Origin of the sequence: Aeromonas sp. 600527, from assembly GCF_049175415.1 — a bacterium.
GTDB classification, from domain to species: Bacteria; Pseudomonadota; Gammaproteobacteria; order Enterobacterales; family Aeromonadaceae; genus Aeromonas; species Aeromonas veronii_A.
The window spans coordinates 391,814-411,256 of record NZ_JAAKVA010000001.1 but is presented as its reverse complement, the minus strand read 5'-3'; the positions used below and the strand labels follow the sequence as shown (position 1 = coordinate 411,256).

15 protein-coding genes are annotated in these 19,443 nt (G+C 59.8%); 6 read left to right on the top strand and 9 right to left on the bottom strand.

Annotated elements, in window-relative coordinates; genetic code table 11:
- Positions 1–379: 379 nt before the first annotated feature.
- Both G5154_RS01810 and fdhD read left to right on the top strand, forming a co-directional pair.
- Positions 380–2,509, top strand: a complete 2,130-nt coding sequence (locus G5154_RS01810; RefSeq protein WP_421250191.1) for a sigma 54-interacting transcriptional regulator — start codon at positions 380–382, stop codon at positions 2,507–2,509.
- Complete coding sequence (fdhD, locus tag G5154_RS01805) at positions 2,506–3,366, top strand: formate dehydrogenase accessory sulfurtransferase FdhD (RefSeq protein WP_421250190.1); 861 nt, start codon at positions 2,506–2,508, stop codon at positions 3,364–3,366. Before G5154_RS01810 ends, fdhD begins: the two co-directional genes overlap by 4 nt.
- A 100-nt stretch (positions 3,367–3,466) precedes the next feature.
- Here fdhD and asd read toward each other — a convergent pair whose 3' ends face one another.
- From asd to G5154_RS01785, 4 genes are all read right to left on the bottom strand, one after another.
- Entirely contained in the window at positions 3,467–4,579 is a 1,113-nt protein-coding gene (gene asd / locus G5154_RS01800) for an aspartate-semialdehyde dehydrogenase (RefSeq protein ID WP_040065702.1), read from the bottom strand.
- A gap of 361 nt (positions 4,580–4,940) precedes the next feature.
- On the bottom strand, positions 4,941–6,248 hold the full coding sequence (locus G5154_RS01795; RefSeq protein WP_421250326.1) for a D-amino acid dehydrogenase: 1,308 nt from the start codon (positions 6,246–6,248) through the stop codon (positions 4,941–4,943).
- Positions 6,249–6,405: 157 nt separating this feature from the next.
- Positions 6,406–7,926, bottom strand: a complete 1,521-nt coding sequence (locus tag G5154_RS01790) for a cryptochrome/photolyase family protein (RefSeq protein ID WP_421250189.1) — start codon at positions 7,924–7,926, stop codon at positions 6,406–6,408.
- Positions 7,926–8,090: a DUF2256 domain-containing protein gene (locus G5154_RS01785; protein WP_081849283.1), complete on the bottom strand. Its 165-nt coding sequence runs from the start codon at positions 8,088–8,090 to the stop codon at positions 7,926–7,928. The genes G5154_RS01790 and G5154_RS01785 overlap by 1 nt, the downstream gene beginning before the upstream one ends.
- Before the next feature lie 460 nt (positions 8,091–8,550).
- On the opposite strand from G5154_RS01785, the gene G5154_RS01780 reads away from it, so the two are divergent.
- On the top strand, positions 8,551–9,936 hold the full coding sequence (locus G5154_RS01780; protein WP_421250188.1) for a tryptophanase: 1,386 nt from the start codon (positions 8,551–8,553) through the stop codon (positions 9,934–9,936).
- Positions 9,937–10,068: 132 nt separating this feature from the next.
- Here G5154_RS01780 and cdd read toward each other — a convergent pair whose 3' ends face one another.
- The 3 genes from cdd to G5154_RS01765 all read right to left on the bottom strand — a co-directional run bounded on the left by cdd (position 10,069) and on the right by G5154_RS01765 (position 12,190).
- Entirely contained in the window at positions 10,069–10,953 is an 885-nt protein-coding gene (cdd, locus tag G5154_RS01775; protein WP_421250187.1) for a cytidine deaminase, read from the bottom strand.
- Between the two features lie 197 nt (positions 10,954–11,150).
- A complete protein-coding gene (locus tag G5154_RS01770; RefSeq protein WP_021230200.1) occupies positions 11,151–11,837 on the bottom strand; it encodes an LrgB family protein in 687 nt (228 codons plus the stop codon).
- A complete protein-coding gene (locus G5154_RS01765; RefSeq protein WP_421250186.1) occupies positions 11,834–12,190 on the bottom strand; it encodes a CidA/LrgA family protein in 357 nt (118 codons plus the stop codon). Before G5154_RS01765 ends, G5154_RS01770 begins: the two co-directional genes overlap by 4 nt.
- 165 nt (positions 12,191–12,355) lie before the next feature.
- Between G5154_RS01765 and G5154_RS01760 the strand changes: the two genes are divergently transcribed.
- The gene (locus tag G5154_RS01760) at positions 12,356–14,065 is read left to right on the top strand and encodes a glycoside hydrolase family 36 protein (protein WP_421250185.1); all 1,710 of its coding nucleotides are present in this window, start codon (positions 12,356–12,358) and stop codon (positions 14,063–14,065) included.
- 78 nt (positions 14,066–14,143) lie between these two features.
- On the opposite strand, the gene G5154_RS01755 is transcribed toward G5154_RS01760, so the two are convergent.
- Entirely contained in the window at positions 14,144–14,644 is a 501-nt protein-coding gene (locus G5154_RS01755) for a hypothetical protein (RefSeq protein ID WP_421250184.1), read from the bottom strand.
- A 155-nt stretch (positions 14,645–14,799) separates the two neighbouring features.
- Positions 14,800–16,227 (bottom strand): exodeoxyribonuclease I, encoded by a 1,428-nt coding sequence (gene sbcB, locus G5154_RS01750; protein ID WP_421250183.1) that lies wholly within the window; start codon positions 16,225–16,227, stop codon positions 14,800–14,802.
- Between the two features lie 1,218 nt (positions 16,228–17,445).
- Here sbcB and G5154_RS01745 point away from each other — a divergent pair.
- Positions 17,446–18,723 (top strand): HD-GYP domain-containing protein, encoded by a 1,278-nt coding sequence (locus G5154_RS01745; protein ID WP_421250182.1) that lies wholly within the window; start codon positions 17,446–17,448, stop codon positions 18,721–18,723.
- A 120-nt stretch (positions 18,724–18,843) separates the two neighbouring features.
- On the top strand, positions 18,844–19,266 hold the full coding sequence (locus G5154_RS01740; RefSeq protein ID WP_005333273.1) for a CBS domain-containing protein: 423 nt from the start codon (positions 18,844–18,846) through the stop codon (positions 19,264–19,266).
- Positions 19,267–19,443: the final 177 nt, after the last annotated feature.

Sequence of the window (19,443 nt, the reverse complement as noted above, 5' to 3'; positions counted from 1 at the left end):
CCGCAGTCAGCGAAGAGGAGAGGCAGATCTGACAGTTGACGGCGGCCCACTTTTCGGGCGCCTTAATTGAGATCAAGAACTGATGAAATAACCGGTTAAATATGGCCATCAGATATATTAAATCGGATTGTAATGAAATTTGAGCTCATCTATGATGAGTCGCCATTCCAATATATCCCCCGATAACGATGTTACTTTTTGTTGTCGTTCGTTAATAACAACTCTGGAATTGCAACATGCGACAATTTTCGTCACCGCTTTTCTTATTGGCAGCCGCTTTTACGGGCTGCGGCTATTTATTTTGGTGACGAGTGCTTGTCGTGATGCGATGGCATGGACAGCCTGACTGGTGACTAAATCGATATAACGTGAGGCCGCAATGCTAAATGTGAGTGCCATCCCCCTGGACGAGATCTCTCCCATCTGGGACGACGGTTTCCTCCTGCTCTCCAAATCTCTCCTGTCGGCCGTGACGCTCGATGATTTTATCCACAAACTCAACAAGATAGATGCCAGCTTCGGCGGCGTGACCCGGGTCAACCTGATCCTCAACATGGGTGCGGACGAGGAGGCCATCTTCTACTTCATGGGACATTCCGGCCCAAAGCATCTTGTCTGCCCCAAGGCAGAGCTGCACCTCTCCCCCCGTCCGACCAAAGAGACCCCGGAACAGGCCATCATTCTCGCTGCCGCCCGCTTTGAGAATCGCTGCCCGGCGCTGGATCGCGAAGGGGTCTACGGGGGGCTGCGCTCCTACTGCCAGCTCCCCATCACCACCGCCCGCAGCCACCTTGGCGGGGTCGAGTTTATCAACACCCAGCTCGACAGTTTCACCATGGAGACCCTCGCCAAGCTGACCCAGCTGGCGGCCATTATCGCCATTGCGCTGGAAAACGTGCTCGACAAGGAGCGCACCCTGGAGCAGGCCAACTCCCTGCGCCTTGAGCGCGACAGCTGCAAAATTCTGGTGGATGTGACCAACGCGGTGATCAAGCTGGTGCGCATCGCCGAACTGCCCAAGAGCCTGTTTGCCATCCTGCACCACCACTTCGGCATCAGCAGCTTGTGTCTGGCCGAATACAACGCCACCTCCGACAGCTTCAAGAGCTATCTGGTCAATCAGCACCAGATCGATCAGCCGGGCATCATCGATCACTCCTGTTTTGAAAAGAAGTGTCTGCAGGGGGCCCTTGGCCACAGTGAGCCGTTTTTTGTCTATCGCGAACACGGTCACGGCTGCAGCAATCGCTGCCGGTTTACCTCCCAGATCCTGCCGCCCGAGGCCGACAGCTCCTGCATTTTGCCGCTGCGCTATCGGGGCAACCTGCTGGGGGTGTTGATCCTCTCGCACCCCAACGCCGACTTTTTTGCCGATATCAATATCTCCTTGCTGGAGCAGGTGGCGGCGCGCACGGCCATAGCCATGAATAACGTGCAGGCACAGCAGGAGATCTCCAACACCAACGGTGCCAAAGAGAAGACCATTCGCATCAACGAGCCCCAGATGCAGGGGGAGTTCCCCCACATCATCTACCAGAGCGCGGTGATGGAGAGCGTGCTGGAGAAGGTGCGGCTGGTTGCCGAGAGCGACAGCACCGTGCTGATCCTCGGCGAGACCGGCACCGGCAAGGAGCTGATCGCCCAGGCCATTCACGCCCTGAGTGCCCGCCACGATCACGAGATGGTGAAGGTGAACTGCGCCGCCATCCCGACCGGCCTTATCGAGAGCGATCTGTTTGGCCATGAGAAGGGGGCCTTTACCGGCGCCCTGACCCAGCGCATCGGCCGCTTCGAGCGGGCCCACAAGGGGACCCTGTTCCTCGATGAAGTGGGGGATATGCCGCTGGATCTGCAGCCCAAACTCTTGCGGGTATTGCAGGAACACGAGCTGGAGCGGGTCGGCAACAGCAACCCCATCGCGGTGGATGTGCGGCTGGTGGCCGCCACCAACTGCGATCTGCTCTCCATGGTCAAGAACAAGCGCTTTCGAAGCGATCTCTACTATCGCCTCAACGTCTTTCCCATCGAGCTGCCGCCGCTGCGCGAGCGGCGCGAGGACATTCCGCTCTTGGTCAATTTCTTTATCAAGAAGATCGCCAAGCGGATGCGCCGCACCATCACCTCGATCCCCGCCGATGCGATGAAAATGCTGGTATCGCTCCCCTGGTACGGCAATATCCGCGAGCTGGAGAACGTCATCGAGCGCGCCGTGGTGATGACCCGCGGTCATGTGCTCAACCTCTCGCCGGAGGAGCTGATGCCCCTCAAGGGCTACCACAAGATCGAGACCCTGGTCTATGACGAGCCCGCTACACCGCTCTTTGCCGAGGGGCCGGAGGATGAGCGCGAGGCGATCATCGCCGCCCTGCGCGATTGCAACGGCATCGTCGCTGGCGAGCGGGGAGCGGCCAACCGCCTTGGCATGAAGCGCACCACCTTGCTTTCGAAAATGAAGCGGCTCGGCATTTCGGCCAGAGATCCCGAGATCATTGACGGGGTTGCACCATGAGAGAGCTACTTGAGCTTGAGGTGCGTGACGAGCTTAGCGAGCAGAGCGAACAGAACGAACTGGCCCGCTGCGCCATCCACCGCGAGGTGGTGCACTACCGCGCCGATACCTTGACCTGCGACAGCGAGATGGCGCTCCCCTCCGAGACGCCGGTGGCGCTGGTCTACAACGGTATCGCCCACAGCGTGATGATGTGTTCGGCCTCCGATCTGGAGGATTTTGCCATCGGCTTCTCGCTATCCGAGGGGATCATCGACAGCCTGCTCGATATCCACGACATTGAGCAGATTGACGGCTGTCAGGGGATTGAGCTGCATATCACGTTGGCCAACCGCTGCGTCCATCGCCTCAAAGAGAAGCGGCGCACCTTGGCGGGGCGCACCGGTTGCGGCATCTGTGGCAGCGAGAGTCTGGATCAGGTGATCCGCACCCAGCCAAGCTTGCCCGATAGTCAGCGTCTGGCGGTAGGGCATATCGACAAGGTGCTGAGCGCGCTGCGCCCGCTCCAGTTGCTGGGTCAGCGCACCGGCGCCACCCATGCGGCGGTGCATCTGGATGGTGAGGGCAACATTCTCGCCATCCGCGAGGATGTGGGACGCCATATTGCGCTGGACAAGCTGGTGGGCCACTTGTGCCGCACGGGCCGCCGTGACGGTGCCATTCTGGTGACCAGCCGCGCCAGTTTCGAGATGGTGCAAAAGTGCGCCAGCGCCGGGGTCGAGATCCTGCTCGCCATCTCCGCTGCCACCGAGCTTGCGGTCGAGCGGGCCGAGCAGACCGGGCTGACGCTGGTGGGCTTTTGCCGTCCCGGGCGGGCCGAGATCTACAGCGGCTGCCAGCGCATTCTGCTCAAGTAGTGACAAGGCCGTGACCCGCTAAACAGGGCACGAAAACTGGCAATAAAAAAGGGCGGGGAGTGTGACTCCCCGCCCTTGTTGTATCTGCTTCTTGAGCGGATTAGCGCGCCAGCAGGATACGCAGCATGCGGCGCAGCGGCTCGGCGGCGCCCCACAGCAGCTGGTCACCCACGGTAAAGGCGGCCAGATACTCAGGGCCCATATTGAGTTTGCGCAGACGACCCACCGGAATGCTGAGGGTGCCGGTAACGGCCGCCGGGGTCAGCTCGCGGGCGGTGATGTCGCGATCGTTGGGGATCACTTTCACCCAGTCGTTGTGGGCAGCCAGCAGCGCTTCGATCTCCGCCAGCGGCACATCTTTTTTCAGCTTGATGGTGAACGCCTGGCTGTGGCAGCGCAGGGCACCGATCCGCACACAGAGACCATCCACCGGAATGACGGCGTTCTCGATACCCAAAATCTTGTTGGTCTCGGCCTGACCCTTCCACTCTTCACGGCTCTGGCCGTTGTCGAGCTTGGTGTCGATCCAGGGGATAAGGCCACCGGCCAGCGGTACGCCGAAGTTGTCGACCGGCAGGGTGCCGGAGCGGGTCTTCTCGGTGATCTTGCGCTCGATGTCGAGAATGGCGGAGGCGGGATCCGCCAGCTCGACCGCCACTTCGTCGCGCAGCATCCCCATCTGGGTCACCAGCTCACGCATATGGCGGGCACCGCCACCGGAGGCAGCCTGATAGGTGGCCACGCTCACCCACTCCACCAGATCGGCCTTGAACAGGCCGCCGAGGGCCAGCAGCATCAGACTGACGGTGCAGTTGCCGCCAACGAAGGTCTTGATGCCATCGTTCAGGGCCTGCTCGATGACGTCGCCGTTGACCGGATCCAGAATGATGACGGCGTCTTTCTCCATCCGCAGGGAGGAGGCTGCGTCAATCCAGTAACCCTGCCAGCCAGCGGCTTTCAGGCGCGGATAGACATCCTTGGTGTAGTCGCCGCCCTGCGCGGTGATGATGATATCCTGCCTGGCCAGCGCCTCGATATCGAAGGCGTCCTGCAGAGTACCGGCATCGACGCCGAAGTTGGGAGCGGCCTCACCGGCCTGGGAGGTGGTGAAGAATGTGGGTTGAATATGGGCGAAATCCTGCTCTTCCTGCATCCGGCTCATCAGAACCGATCCCACCATGCCACGCCAACCGACCAAACCTACTTTTTTCATATTGTCCTACCCTGGATTGCTGCTAAAGAAACTCGCGGTGACACCCGTAACCCCTTGTCTGGCGACGCCTGTTTACAAGCGGTTTACAGGCCATTTAAAAAATATGCGCTGCGAAAAATGCGTCTATCCACATTACGGATTGTGACGGCTTGCGCAAGTCGAATTGCGCAATATTCTGTGCCGTTTGCTGCATTAACCGGCAGCCAGAGCACCGCTCAGGCAGACGGGGAGGGAGAAGGTCAACATCAGACGAAAAGGCCACCGTTTTTGGCGGTGGCCTGTCAATAAAGCGGTTGGGAACGTCCTCTGCTGTTGTCTGAGTGCGTAGTTGGCGAGTGAAACAGCCTGACAGCGTAGGCGCTTAGCCGTAACGGGCCAAGGTGAGCCCCTCATCGCTGATGGCGGGCTCGCTGCCGCTGATCAGATCGCACAACAGCTGACCCGAACCGGCCGCCATAGTCCAGCCCAGGGTACCGTGGCCGGTATTGAGCCAGAGGCCGGGAATGGGGCTCGGCCCCACCAGCGGGGTGCCATCCGGTGTCATGGGACGCAGGCCGGTCCAGAACTCGGCCTTGCTGATATCGCCCCCTGCGGGGAAGAGATCGCCGACCACCATTGCCAGCGTGTCGTGGCGTCTCGGATTCAAGGCGAGGTTGTAGCCCGACAGCTCCGCCATGCCGCCGACCCGGATCCGCTCGTCAAAGCGGGTGATGGCCACCTTGTAGGTCTCGTCGAGCACGGTACTGCGCGGCGCGGCCTCGGCATTGATCATCGGCAGGGTGAGGGAGTAGCCCTTGACCGGATAGACAGGCAGCTCCAGCCCGAGCGGGCGCAGCAGCGGCCGCAAAAAGCCGGTGGCATAGCTGCCCAGCGCACAGACGATGGCATCGGCGCGATAGCGCTGCTCGCCGGCCCGCACCGCCACGGCGCGGCCGCGGGCTTGCTCAATCTCGTCGATGTCGCAGTTGAAGACGAACTTGACCCCGAGCTTCTCGGCTTCAAGGGCAAGGGCCTTGGTGAAGCGGAAGCAGTCGCCGGTCTCGTCGCCGGGCAGACGCAAGCCGCCAACGATTTTGCCGCGCACCCGCGCCAGCGCAGGCTCTGCCGCTTCGCAGCCGCTGGCATCGAGGGACTGGTAGGGGACGCCGTATTCCTCCAGCACCTCGATATCGCGCTGGCTGGCATCGAGCTGGGATTGGCTGCGAAACAGCTGCAGGGTGCCGAGCTGGCGCCCTTCGTAATCGATGTTCAGCTCGTCGCGCAGCTGCTTCATGCAGTCGCGGCTATATTCGGCAAGGCGCACCATGCGGCCCTTGTTGGTGGCATAGGCGGTCGGGGTGCAGTTGGCGAGCATTCTGAGCATCCAGCGCAGCTGGAAGGGGTCGGCAGTGGGGCGCACGGTGAAGGGGGCATGCTTTTGCAGCATCCATTTGGCGGCCTTGAGCGGGATGCCGGGGGCCGCCCAGGGGGCCGCATAGCCCGGGGATATCTGCCCGGCGTTGGCATGGCTGGTTTCAAGGGCGACGCCCCCCTGTCGCTCGAGCAAGGTCACCTTGTGGCCCGCTTTGGCCAGATACCAGGCGCTGGTTACCCCAATCACGCCGCCACCGAGAACCACTATCTCCATATCGTCTTTCCTTGACTGATCTCCTGATGTGGCCACCACCATAATCAGCCGCCACAGGATATTCAACCGCTCTACGCAGGATTGGGATCTCCGTCTGCTTGCCAGTCACAAGCTGGTGTTTGGTGCGATGGTGAGCCTGATTGCCAGCGTAAATCGCTGCGCTCTTGTCAGTGTGACTGTGCCAGGGGACATGGCCCGCTTACAACTGCTCCAGCTTGATCAGGTAGTGCTCCGCGGTGGCCAGAATGGCCTGCTGCTGCGCTGCGGCTTGGCCATCCCAGTTGGCATAGGGGAGGGCGAGGCGGGGATTGCCGCCAAGTTTGTCCCGATTGCGCCAGAGAAAGTGCCAGTAGAGGCTGTTGAAGGGGCAACTTCCGTCGCCGTGGCGTGCTTTGATCTGATAGTGGCACCCCTTGCAGTAGTGGCCCATCCGCTCGAGATAGGCGCCGCTGCTGGCGTAGGGCTTGCTGCCCATCAGGCCGCCATCGGCAAACTGGCTCATGCCGCGGGTGTTGGGCAGCTCCACCCACTCGATGGCATCCACATAGATGCCGAGATACCAGTCATCCACCTCGTCAGGATCGATCCCCGACAGCAGGGCAAAGTTGCCGGTCACCATCAGCCGCTGGATATGGTGGGCGTAACCATGCTCCAGAGACTGGCGAATGGCGTGGCGCACGCAGGCCATCCTGGTTTCTCCATTCCAGAAGAAACCGGGCAGCGGCCGGTTGGCCCCGAGAAAATTGGTCTGCTGGTAGTCGGGCATCTTCTCCCAGTAAAGGGCACGGACAAACTCGCGCCAGCCGAGGATCTGGCGGATAAAACCCTCCACCTGCGCCAACGTGATGGTGGCCTGATTGGCCTGCCAGTGGGTCTCGGCGACGCGGATCACCTCAAGCGGATGAAGCATCTTGCTGTTGAGTGAAAACGACAGACGGCTGTGAAACAGGCTCCAGCCCCGCTCGCTCAGGGCATCCTGATAGCGGCCAAAGTGGGGCAGGCAGTGGGTGAGAAAATGGGCCAGCAGCTCGCGACTCTGACGTCTTGTGATGGGCCAAGGCAGTTGGCTGGCATCCGCCTCGCCTATGGTGCTGACCCCGTGGCGGGTCAGCATGGTATCAATCTCGCTCACCTCGTTGGCAAAGGTGAGAGGTTCCGGGATCGGCTGACGCTCCGGCAGCTTGGCGCGGTTCTCGTCATCGAAGTTCCAGCGCCCGCCAAGGGGTTGGCCGCGCTCATCGAGCAGCACTTGATATTGCTTGCGCAGGGCGCGGTAGAAGAATTCCATCCGGCTGTGAGGATAGCGCTGCCAGCCATCGCGGGGGGTGAGAAAATGCTCGCTCTCCACCTCGGTGGCAGGGATGGCAAGGCCCGCCGCCCAGCTTTTCAACTGGCTGGCGAGGCGCCACTCGTCCGGGCTCTGCCAGGCAAAGCTGCTGGCCTGATGTGCTTCGAGCTGAGCCTCCAGCAAGCCGGGCAAGTCGGGCCAGCGGGCGCTCTCATCTAGGGGCAGGTAACAGACGCGGTGGCCCGCTTGGGTGAGTGCTGCTGCGAAGGCGCGCATGGCGGCAATGAAGGCCAGCACCTTCTGGCGATGGTGGCGGCAGTAGTCGGTCTCCTGGCGCAGCTCCGCCATCAGGTAGCAGATCGCCGGATCCGGGGTGCGAAACCAGCTGTGAGCGGCGTTCAGCTGATCGCCAAGAACAAGACGCAGCTCCATCAGACTCGCTCCCCCTCGGGTTGCTGACTGCTGTGACGAGCGTGGCGACAGCGCTCGCTGCAGTAGCGAACCTCCTCCCAGCTGCGCGCCCACTTGCGTCGCCAGCTGAAGGGGCGCTGGCAGACGGGGCAGATCTTCTCGGGCAGATGGGGTTTGCGATGCATGAGGGTTTCCGGCCTTGGCTGATGGGGGATGTGGCGTGTGGGTAGGGAGAATAACGAACCGGGGGCGTGGACGGATCAACCTCACTGCCAGTTTGCCGCGCAGATGCGCACTTTGTGAGCGGGCGCACAGCCCGTCGGTGCCCCCCTTGTTTGCAAATTAACCAGCCGTTAACGTGGCGAGGCTGCCTGTTGGCAGCATCCATCAATGGATCTTGTTGGCCACCGACTGTCTACAACCGATATGGAGGGGAGTGATGCCAATCATGACAGCTACGCCCCGGGCAGCTTGCCTGCTCTCCCACTGGTATACCCGGGATCCCATTCTCACCTTCGACTTTCCTCACCGCTGATTGGCGGCACCCGCCGTTTGAATTTGTCAGCCGGACGACCCTGATCGCCCCGGCCTTTTTGCCAATCCCGATTTCAAACACACTGGCCTTGCGCCGGTGAGGAGTGTTTTATGCGTCGTATACCCGAGCCGTTTCGTATCAAGATGGTCGAGCCCATCAAACAGACCACTGGCGCCGAGCGTCGTGCCGCCCTCGAGGCCGCTGGCTGGAACCCCTTCCTGCTGCTGGCCGAGGATGTCTATATCGATCTGCTGACCGACAGTGGCACAGGTGCCATGTCCGACCGCCAGTGGGCCGGCATCATGATGGGGGACGAAGCCTATGCGGGCAGCCGCAACTTCGTCGAGCTGGAGCGCGCGGTGCGCGAGATCTTTGGCTATCAGCATGTGATGCCCACCCACCAGGGGCGCGGGGCCGAGCAGATCCTCTTCCCCGAGCTGGTCAAACGCTGCAAGGGCAAGGCGTCGGTCTTTATCTCCAACTACCACTTCGACACCACCAAGGCCCATGTGGAGTTGGCTGGCGCGCGGGCCATCAACCTGCTCACCCCGAAAGCCCTCGACACCACGGCCCCCTACGCCTGGAAGGGGGATTTTGATCTCCCTCGCCTGACCGACACCATCGAGACCCTGGGGGCCGACAACGTGGCCGGCATCATCATCACGGTCACCTGCAACAGCGCCGGCGGTCAGCCGGTCTCCATGGCCAATATGGAGGCAGTCTCGGCGCTGGCCCGTCGTCACCATATTCCGGTGGTGATCGACGCCGCCCGCTTTGCCGAGAACGCCTGGTTTATCAAGGAGCGGGATCCGGCTTATGCGAAGTGCAGCATCAAGGAGATAGTGCGCCAGATGTTTGCGCTGGGGGACATCTTCACCATGTCGGCCAAGAAGGACGGGCTGGTCAATATCGGCGGACTTTGCTGTTTCAAAGAGGATCTCGACCTGTTCCGTGCGGTGCAGGTGCGCTGCGTGGCGATGGAGGGGTTTGTCACCTATGGCGGCCTTGCCGGACGGGACATGGCGGCGCTCGCCATCGGATTGCGGGAGGGGATGGATGAGGAGTATCTCACCTATCGCATCAGTCAAGTGGCTTATCTCGGCGAGCGGCTGGCCGAGGCGGGTATCCCGATCCAGACCCCCACCGGCGGCCATGCGGTGTTTGTGGATGCCAAAAAGCTGCTGCCCCATATTCCGGCCGAGCAGTTCCCGGCCCATGCGCTCGCTTGCGAGCTCTATCTGGAAGGGGGTGTGCGCGGGGTGGAGATTGGCTCCCTGTTGCTCGGGCGCGATCCCGCCACTGGCAAGCAGGAGGCGGCGGACTTCGAGCTGTTGCGTCTGACCATTCCGCGCCGGGTCTACACCCGGGATCACATGGACTATGTGGCCGACTGCCTGATCGCGGTGAAAGCGCGGGCCAGCGACATTCGCGGGCTCACCTTCGACTACGAGCCGCCGCTGCTGCGCCACTTCACTGCGCGGCTAAAACCGGTCTGATCAGCAACCGGTTAGACGGGGTGATCAACCGCGCCAAGCCGTGAGATCAAGGGCAGCTCTCGGTTAAACGGCCAAGTAAAAAGCCCCCGCACCAAGGTGCGGGGGCTTTCGTTTATCGACACAAAGCCGGGATCAGACCGCCTGATACTCCAGCTCGACCGAGCCCAGCGCCTTGAGGGTGGACTGGGCTGAGTCACGCTGGCTGATCTGGCCGTTTTTGTTCTCCAGCAGCACGGCGCGGCGGATGGTGGCGAGATCTTCGCCGTTAAGCACCGCATGGGCGCAGGCCATCTGCATCGGCGGCAGGCTGGGGTTGAAGGCAGCGTTCTCGGCGTAGCGGCCAGAGAAGATGCGGCCATCGGCAAACTGCAGCGCCACCGCGGCATAGCCCTGGCTATAGGGGGCATAGCTTTGACGGGCGGCGGCCAGTGCGGCTTGCCACAGCGGGTCTTCGCTTTGAAGTTCAAGCTCTGCGTGATCCTGCGGGCTCATCAGCGCATCCGTGATGTCGAGATCTGCCGGGCCAAACGAGTGGGGCAGGAAGGATTGCAGGGCGCTCAGGTCATCGGGCAGGGAGACTTTCAGGGTCTTGGCGGTGCTCAGCTCGTTCATGAACTGACGGCAGTGGCCGCAGGGGGTGTAGTTGACGGTGATTTCAGATATCCCGGTCTCGCCACCCAGCCAGGCGTTGGAGATGGCGGACTGCTCGGCGTGAACCGAGTGGAACAACCCTTGCCCTGCAAACTCCATGTTGGCACCGAAGTACCAGGTGCCGCTCAGGCCGCAGGCGATGGCACCGACATAAAACTTGGAGATGGGCGCCACCGAGCAGGCAGTAGCCAGCGGCAACAGGGCGAGGCGCAGGGCGCGATCATCGAGACCTGTGGCGGCTTTCAGGGTGGCGACTTGCTCCGGCGTGAAGCGGGCGTTGAAGTCGGCACTATCCAGCATGGGCTGCACGGCTGCTTTGAGCGGGGCAGAGAGGGTATCGAATGGCTTGGCAAAACGGGGATGCATAGTGTGTCCTCAAAGGCCAATTGGGCGGCCATTGTAGGGAGCAAGCTCGGGTAAATGTGTGAGCAGGCTCACGCCCTGATGGGCAAACGGAGGGGGATGGTAATGGAAACGTTTGTCTTGTGCAAATTGTGCGGCAGGTCGCACCCCGAGAGGCCAGCGGGCCCCTCGGAATGGTCAACAGGTGGTCAATGGGGTGATCAGATCAGCCAGTGATAGATGGCAAACAGCAGCGGCGCGACGGCAGCGGTGAGGATCCCGCACACCACCATGGCGAGCGATGCAAAGGCCCCCTGGGTTATCCCCTTCTCGGCGGAGGTGGCGGTGCCGATGGCGTGGGCACAGGCCCCCATGGCGAGCCCTTGGGCTTCCGGATCGGTCACTTTCAGCAATCTGAGCAGCGGGTAGCCGATCAGGGCACCGACAATCCCCACCACCACCACCACGGCGGCCGCGATGGCTGGAATGCCGCCGATGGACTGGCTGACGCTCATGGCGAGCGGGGTGGTGATGGATTTGGTGGCCAATGAGGCGAGCAGCGCCGGATCTGTGCCCATAAAATGACCGATCAGCAAGGTTGTGCACACCGAGATCAAGACGGAGGCGAGGGTACAGATTAGGATGGGCTTGAGCTTGGCCTGGATCTGGCGCGCCTGTTGATAGAGCGGCAGCGCCAGCGCCACTACGGCGGGCTCCAGCAGCATGGTAATGGGGCTGCTGCCGCGCTCGTACTGCTCAAGGGGCAGATCAAACCAGAGCAGCAGGCCGATGATCACCGCGGTCGGCACTAGCACCGGATTGATGATGGGCCAGGGCAGGCGGCGATAGAGGGCGCGGGTGGCGAAATAGAGCGCCAGGGTCAGGGGAATGGCTAGCCAGAAGATCATTTGTTCATCCTCTGGTAGAGCCGACCGACGGTGGCGAGGATCAGCACGATCCCGAGCACGATGCAGAGCATGATGACGCCGAAGGATTGGCGCAGGGGCTCAAGCCAGGCCACCAGTCCGACCGCGACCGGCACGAACAAAACGCCCATATGGCGCAGCAGCAGGCCAGCGCCAAGCTCGACCCAGTGCAGCTTGATCAGCTGCAGGGAGAGCAGCACGAACAGCAGCAGCATGCCGATGATGCTGCCGGGAAAGGCGAAAGGCAGGATGGCTGCCACGGATTTGCCTGCCAGCAGGCAGGCGGCGATGACCATAAAGTCACGAAAGTACAGCAAGGCGCGTTGCGCGATCACGTGAACCTCATCGACTGGGAAGAAAAATCGCAGTTTACCAGAGAGGGCGGGTCGCGGCATTAAAACAATAACAACTGAAATCAGTTCGTTTGAAGCTGATTTGTATGCAGATTATCTGTTGAACATCGTCTGATAGAACCCTTTTTCGAACTACAAGGAGTAGTGATGACATCCCTCTTGTCCCGAGTTCGCCAGCTGGCGAACGATAATGCGTTGCCACCCCATCTGCTGCAAACCCGTCAGTGGGAAGGGCCCCTGTGTCGGGTGCGACTCGACAACACCGGTTCTGATGCCACCCCGGTCGAGCGCTGGGTGCTGTTTGACGGCAAGCTTGGCCTGCCGGTGGAGAGCGCCATCTATGGCGAAGGATTCCAGATGCTGGCCCAGACCATGGGTAGCTGGCAATCACCGCAACATGTCGGCCGTTGCCCCGATGCCAGCGTTTATCGCATCACCGATGACAATGTCTATCACACCATTCACAACCTGTTGCTGGTGGAGCATGGCAAGGGGTGGCTGCTGCTCGCCTTTGCCAGCTGCCACCGTTTTGGCGGGGAGTTTCGCCTCTATCCTGATGGTCGCCTGCAGATCCTGATGAACTGCGAAGGGCGAAAACTTGCGGCCGGTGGGCACTGGCAGAGCGAGGCGCTGATCTGCCTCGAAGGGGCGGAGCGCGAGGATCTGCTGGCCGAACTGGCACAGCTGATCGAGGCCGAGCACGGCTCGCTGATCGGTAAGGTAAGTGAGCGCCCGAGCGGCTGGTGCTCCTGGTATCACTACTACGCCGAGGTAAGTGCCGCCGACATTCGCGAAAATCTGCAGGTGCGTGCCGAGCGTTTCCCGCCCCTGCGTTACGTGCAGATCGACGACGGCTATCAGGCTAAAATGGGCGATTGGCTCACTCCATCGGCCAAGTTCGAGCAGGGCGTTGCGGCACTGGCTGCGGAGATCAAACAGGCTGGCTGCGAGCCCGCCCTCTGGGTCGCTCCCTTTATTGCCGAACCCACTTCGCAGGTATTTCAGGATCACCCCGACTGGTTCGTGAAGGGGGATGACGGTCTGCCGTTGCCCTCCGAGCGGGTCACCTATGGTGGTTGGCGCTGCACTCCCTGGTATGTGCTGGATGGTACCCACCCCGAGGTGCAGGCGCACCTTGAGCAGGTGTTCCGCACCCTGCGCGAACAGTGGGGCATCCACTACTTCAAGCTGGATGCCAATTTCTGGGGCGCCATCCACGGTGGTCGTTTCCACGATCCGGCCGCCACCCGGGTTGAAGCCTATCGACGCGGTATGGCGGCCATCCTGCGTGGTGCTGGTGAAGGCGCTTTCCTGCTCGGTTGCAATGCCCCCATCTGGCCAAGCCTTGGGCTGGTGCACGGCATGCGGGTGAGCGATGACGTGGAGCGCAATGGCCACCGCTATCGCCAGATCGCCCGCGAGGCCTTCTGCCGCGCCTGGCAGAACGACAAGCTCTGGGTCCTCGACCCCGACTGCATCTGTCTGCGGGATCTGCCGACCCAGCAGGCGAGCCAGGCTGAATACAGTTTCCATCTGGCAGCGTTGGTGGCAAGCGGCGGCATGATGCTGGCCGGTGATCGGCTGCAAGATCTCGATGAAGAGCAGGCTGCGCAACTGCGCAAGTTGCTGGCGCTCTGCGCCGCCCAGACACCTTCTGCCCGTTTCGAGTCGATGGACTTTGCCTGCGGCGAAGTAAGCCTGCCCGAGGGCGGCACTCTGCTCTGCCTCTTCAACTGGGAGGAGCAACCACAGGAGTTTCTGCTGCCGGAAGGGGGAACCGATTTTTGGCAGGGACAGGCAGTCGGCACGGCTGTCACCCTGCAAGGGGGCGAGGGGCGGGTGATCCGCTACACCTGATCACAGCGTCACCATAAGCAATTCAGGCTCCATCACGGAGCCTGAATTGTTTCAATCAGCGGTTATCAGCCACGTTTTTTAGTAACGCCACTCAAAACCGACGGCGTATTTGGCGGAGCCATAGCCCGGGATATCACTGCCGGAGGCGATCGCCTTGAGGGTCAGCAACGGGGTGATGGGCACCCCCAGACCAAAACCGATGGCCAGCTGATCATTGGGGTTCCCCATTAGATCGACCCGCATCACCCGATAGAGGGACATATCCTCGCTCAGGTGCATATAGGCTTGCGAAGCGCGGTTATAGACCTGACCAAACACCTCCAGCTGGAAACCTGACTGGGCGCTAATGGCCAGCGGTACCCCGACAAACTTGTAGAGATGGGAGCCGTTGAAGTAGCTGTTGGTGATCAGGGGAGTGAAATCAGTCTGCTGATAAAGGGAATTGAAGTTCTGTTCTACGATGCGATAGGTCTGCTCGGGCAGGCGAGCAAGATAGTCCGGCACATCGAACCGGTATGCGGCGTTGGCTACCAGCGGCAGCAGGGCCAGTAATCCGAGCAGTGCGTGGTGACGAGGCATCAGCAAATGGCTTCCGTTCTGCCAAAGAGATCTCTTGCTTGGGAGACATCCGCTCAGGATGTTGCAAGATATTGGTTTTTGGGGAAATCCCCTTCGTCATTATGACCTGAAGAAGGGGACGGGCGGGAAGGATTTATTGTGAAACTACTCACAACTCATAAATCTTCCAGATAGTGGTAGAGACTCTTTAGAATTGCAAAGTTCCGTTCGTTACTCTGGTTCTGCTCGGCCAGCGCCTCGAGACGGGGCACATAGTCCGGCAGACGGCGGCTGAAGTAGTCGCTGCAGTGCAGGCGCCAGCGTTTCTGCTCCGCTTCGCTCAAGGTGTGCGGCCAGTTGCGGGCGCGATAGCGGAACAGCATCTCCGGCAGCCGGGAGTCGGTAAAGGCGAACTCCCGCTCACCCAGCAGATCCGCGGGGGTGGCACGCACCAGATCCATGGTGGACTTGTCGCCATGGCCAAAGAATCCGGCGTAGAGCTGGGTATCGGGGTCGCTGTCATTACTGCCGGTGAACTCCTGATTGAACACTTCCACCAGTTTTTCCCGCACCTCGGGGTGGGCGCGCAGCAGATCCAGGCTCTTGCGGCACTGCTCCCGATCGATGCCGAGCTGGTCGGCGCGCTCCGCCGTCAGGGTGGCGGCCGGCGCCAGCACCGGGCACTTGTTGATGTGCACCAGTTTGACCGGAATGCCCGCCAGATCCCCCAGCTCCTCTTTCTTGGTGTAGAGGCGCTCGCGGATCTCCTCGCTCGTGAGCTCTATAAGCGGGGTGGGGTCGCGGGTCAGGTCGACCATGATCACCGCGTTCTGGTTGGTGGGGTGCCAGGCGAGTGGCGAGACCCAGCTTGCACAACCTTGCCAAGGAGAGAACATGCCGGAGACGTGCACCAGCGGCTTCATGGTCACCACGTCAATCAGCGCCTTCACCTTGTTTTTGTTGCGCAGATCAAAGAGATAACCAAACAACTTGGGTTGGGCTTTTTTCACCAGCTTGGCCATCTCGATAGTGGCCAGCACGTCCGAGAGCGCATCGTGGGCATTGGCATGGGCCACGCCGTTGGCGACTGTCAGCTTCTCCAGCCGGAAACTCGGCTTACCCTCCTCGTCAAAGGCCCACTCGATCCCCTCCGGCCGAAGGGCATAGCAGGCCCGCAGCATGTCGAGAATATCCCATCGGGAGTTGCCGTTCTGCCAGCTGTAGGCATAGGGGTCATAGAAGTTGCGATAGAGGGTGTAGCGGGTCACCTCGTCATCGAAGCGGATACTGTTGTAGCCCAGCACACAGGTATTCGGAGTGGCGAATTGCTCGTGGATCTGGCGAATGAAATCCGCCTCGCACAGCCCGTCCTTCATCGCTTTTTGCGGCGTGATGCCGGTGATCAGACACGCCTCCGGATCCGGCAGGTAGTCTGCCGGAGGCTTGCAGTAGATGACCAGCGGCTCGCCAATGATGTTGAAATCCGCATCGGTACGAATACCGGCAAACTGCGACGGCCTGTCCTTGGCGGGGCTGATGCCGAAGGTCTCGTAGTCGTGGAAGTAGAAGGTTGGCTCGTTGCCCGCGTGTGCTGTTTTGCTCATGTTGCTCGAGATGAGGTATCCGATGACGGCGCCTGGCGCCAGGGTGGGCGGTGCCAGGCACCACAATTGCCTGCATGGTAAACCATAGCGCAGACAGAACGAAGGGCGAGCCGTGCAGGTGGCGGTTTATTGGGCAGTTGATCCCGACATCTTGTGCATTTCTGCTCTGTTAACCGAGTCTATAAGACCAGTCTATCTCTCAGGATGTGATGATTTTTTAATGACATCAGTAGTGATCGGTAAAGAGGGCCCCTTCATTGGCGATCCTGTCCAGGTTCGGGGTCTGGCAGCCCACCATCCCCGGTTGTAGGCACTGATGTTTCAGTAGCCGATGTCATCGCTCATGATGGCAAGATATTGGGCTTGGCGGCTGCTGTGGCACTACCAGCGGTGGCCATTATTGGCTCCACATCCTAATCTGATGTGAATTGGTACACAAAATATGCGATGAAAACAGCGTGCGTTTAACACATTGGAAATATCATCCCGTACAGGCTGTTGGAGGGAATGGAATACCCGGATGGGCACATTTCCCTTTATCGCTGTCGTTATGATCTATAAAGAGTGATATGACCTGAATAGCCCCATTTAACCGCAGCTTGGACATCAGCTTTAAACCGTTTCACTCTATAAATTCCGTTTATCCTTGTCGCCTAATAGCGAATATAACCGCTGGTTATCCGATATTTTTTCTCCAGCCCTTCAGTCGCCGGCTATCGGGGGGGGCTGGAGGGCGCATGGAAGGCTGTATCGAGAAGGCATGAGGTATCTACCGCTATCGATGGCGATAAGGCGAATAAATGGGTGGTGGAGTTCACAGTTCGGCTAATTAATTTAGGGGATGAGGGCTGCTATGTCCGTAGTGGTGTGTCTTTATTCAAATATCTTACTGGCAAGCCGAGCACTCTTTAATTCTGATTAAGTCATAATTAAGTAAAGTGGAGGTGTTGATTTTTTCGCTCAGAGATGAGTTTTAAAACTGCTCACAATCTCATCGCGATATTTAAAAGAGTGTGCTCGCATATTTTTGAAAGGATAAAAATGACTTGAATGGGAGTGGCCAAATAAATCCAGCTGTGACCTTTGTCTTTGCAAGGTGTCAGGGTCATAAATGCCTATAAAAACAAGGTAAAAGGCTGTGCTATTGACTAGATTGATAGAAGGCAAGGCATAAAACAGCATCAGTTTGATACGACAACATCGCGTGGGACAGAGATCATGAATAGAGTGCAGGGAGCCAGATTGTTCTCGTTACCGGTAGATCTCAGACAGGTGGTGTATGCCTTGTCTGCGTCACTGGACTTGGTGGGCATTGGTGATGTGGCCCACGGTAAACGGGTCGGGATTATGGCTGCCGAGTGCAGCCGGGAGCTGGGGATGAGTGAGGCCGAACGCTGTCTGCTGTTCGAGCTGGGTGTGCTGCATGATATCGGTGTCTCCTCGACCATCACCCATCACCATCTGGTCAGCGAGTTCGATTGGGAGTCCTCCCAGCGCCACTGCGAGGTGGGATATCAGCTGCTCAAGGATTTCCGTTTGCTGGCCCCGCTGGCCCTGCCTATCCGTTATCACCATACCCACTGGCACCTGTTGCGCGAGATGGCCGATGTGGACCCCAATGTAGCCCGTCAGGCCAACCTTATCTTTCTGGTGGATCGCTGCGATGCGTTGGCTGCGCCCTACTATGGCGATGGTTCATTGTTGATGCATACCAACGAGATCCGCGCACGCCTGCAGGATTTCCGTGACGAGTTCTTTGCCCCCGAGCTGGTGGATGCCTTCCTCAAGGCGTCTCGCTCTGAGGCATTCTGGCTGCAGCTGGAAGCTCGCTCCATCAATGATTACATGCTGGAGATGCTGCAGGTGCGGGAGCCTTGCCTGACCTTCAACGGGGAGCTAAAAGCGCTGGCGCAGATCTTCTCCGGCATTGTCGACGCCAAAAGCCCATTCACGATGACGCATTCACTCGGTGTGAGCAGGTTGTCTCGGGCACTGGCAGAATTGATGGGAGTCAGTGCCATCCATTGTGACATGCTGGAGATCGCCGGTTTGCTGCATGATCTTGGCAAGCTCAGGGTGCCGGACGAGATCCTCGACAAGCCTGCCAGCCTGACGAAAGAGGAGCGGGCAATCATCAATACTCACAGCTTCGAGACTTACCAGATCTTGCGCCATATCGAAGGGTTTGAAGAGATTGCCTGTTGGGCGGCCTATCACCATGAGGAGCCTGACGGGGAGGGCTATCCGTTCCACCTGCCGGCATCCGCCATGGCGCTCGAAGCGCGTATTCTGCGGGTCGCTGATATTTTTCAGGCAATGGTGCAGGACAGACCTTATCGCCGCGGTCTGCCGGCTCGTGACGCATTGACCTTTATGCAGCAACTTGCGGATCAGGGGCGGGTCGATCCCGCTGTGGTGGCGGTGTTGGCCGATCACCTGCCGCAGATGATGATGGCAGCCATTCCGGATCGCGAGCCGGATCATGCCACCAATTGAGGGAGAGGCTGGCCGCTGACTCATACTGCCGTCAGCCAGCTATGCTTGGAACAAGCCGAGCATGGTGCCGGTACCGGCGCACAAGACGCCAGCTTGATGGACTACCGTAGGGGAGCAGATATGGAATCGCTAAAAGCCAAGGATTATATGCAGAGCAGACCCATCACCTTCACTGCCGACATGATGGTGCAAGCTGCGGTCGAGAAATTTCTGAACAGTCATCAGCTCGGTGGCCCGGTGGTGGATGGCCAGGGCCATCTGATTGGCTGGATCTCCGAGCAGGATTGCATCGCAGTGCTGCTTAAGGAGGCCTATCACTGCGAACAGGTGGCGCAGGTCAAGGATGTGATGCGCAAGGAGGTGTTGTCGGTGGGGCCCGATACCAGCATTTTGAGCCTGGCGGAGATGATGATGGGACAAAAGCCGAAGATCTATCCGGTGGTGGAGGAGGGACGCCTGCTCGGTGTCATCAATCGTCACAATGTCATGCAGGCCATTCACGCCCAGCTCACCACCTGTTTTGTCCATCACACCCACGGTTAACCCTCTTTTCCTCTCTCCCAAGGCAAGTTTCGGCTTGCCTTGGCTATTTCATATGCTGCCATTTATCATGTTATGCCATCTTGCAATGGTTGTTTTGTCATGTTTGAGGATCGGCCAATCTCTCTGTCTTCCCATAGATAACGCTACGTTAAGGCTTGCACCGCCCAGCCTCGCTCT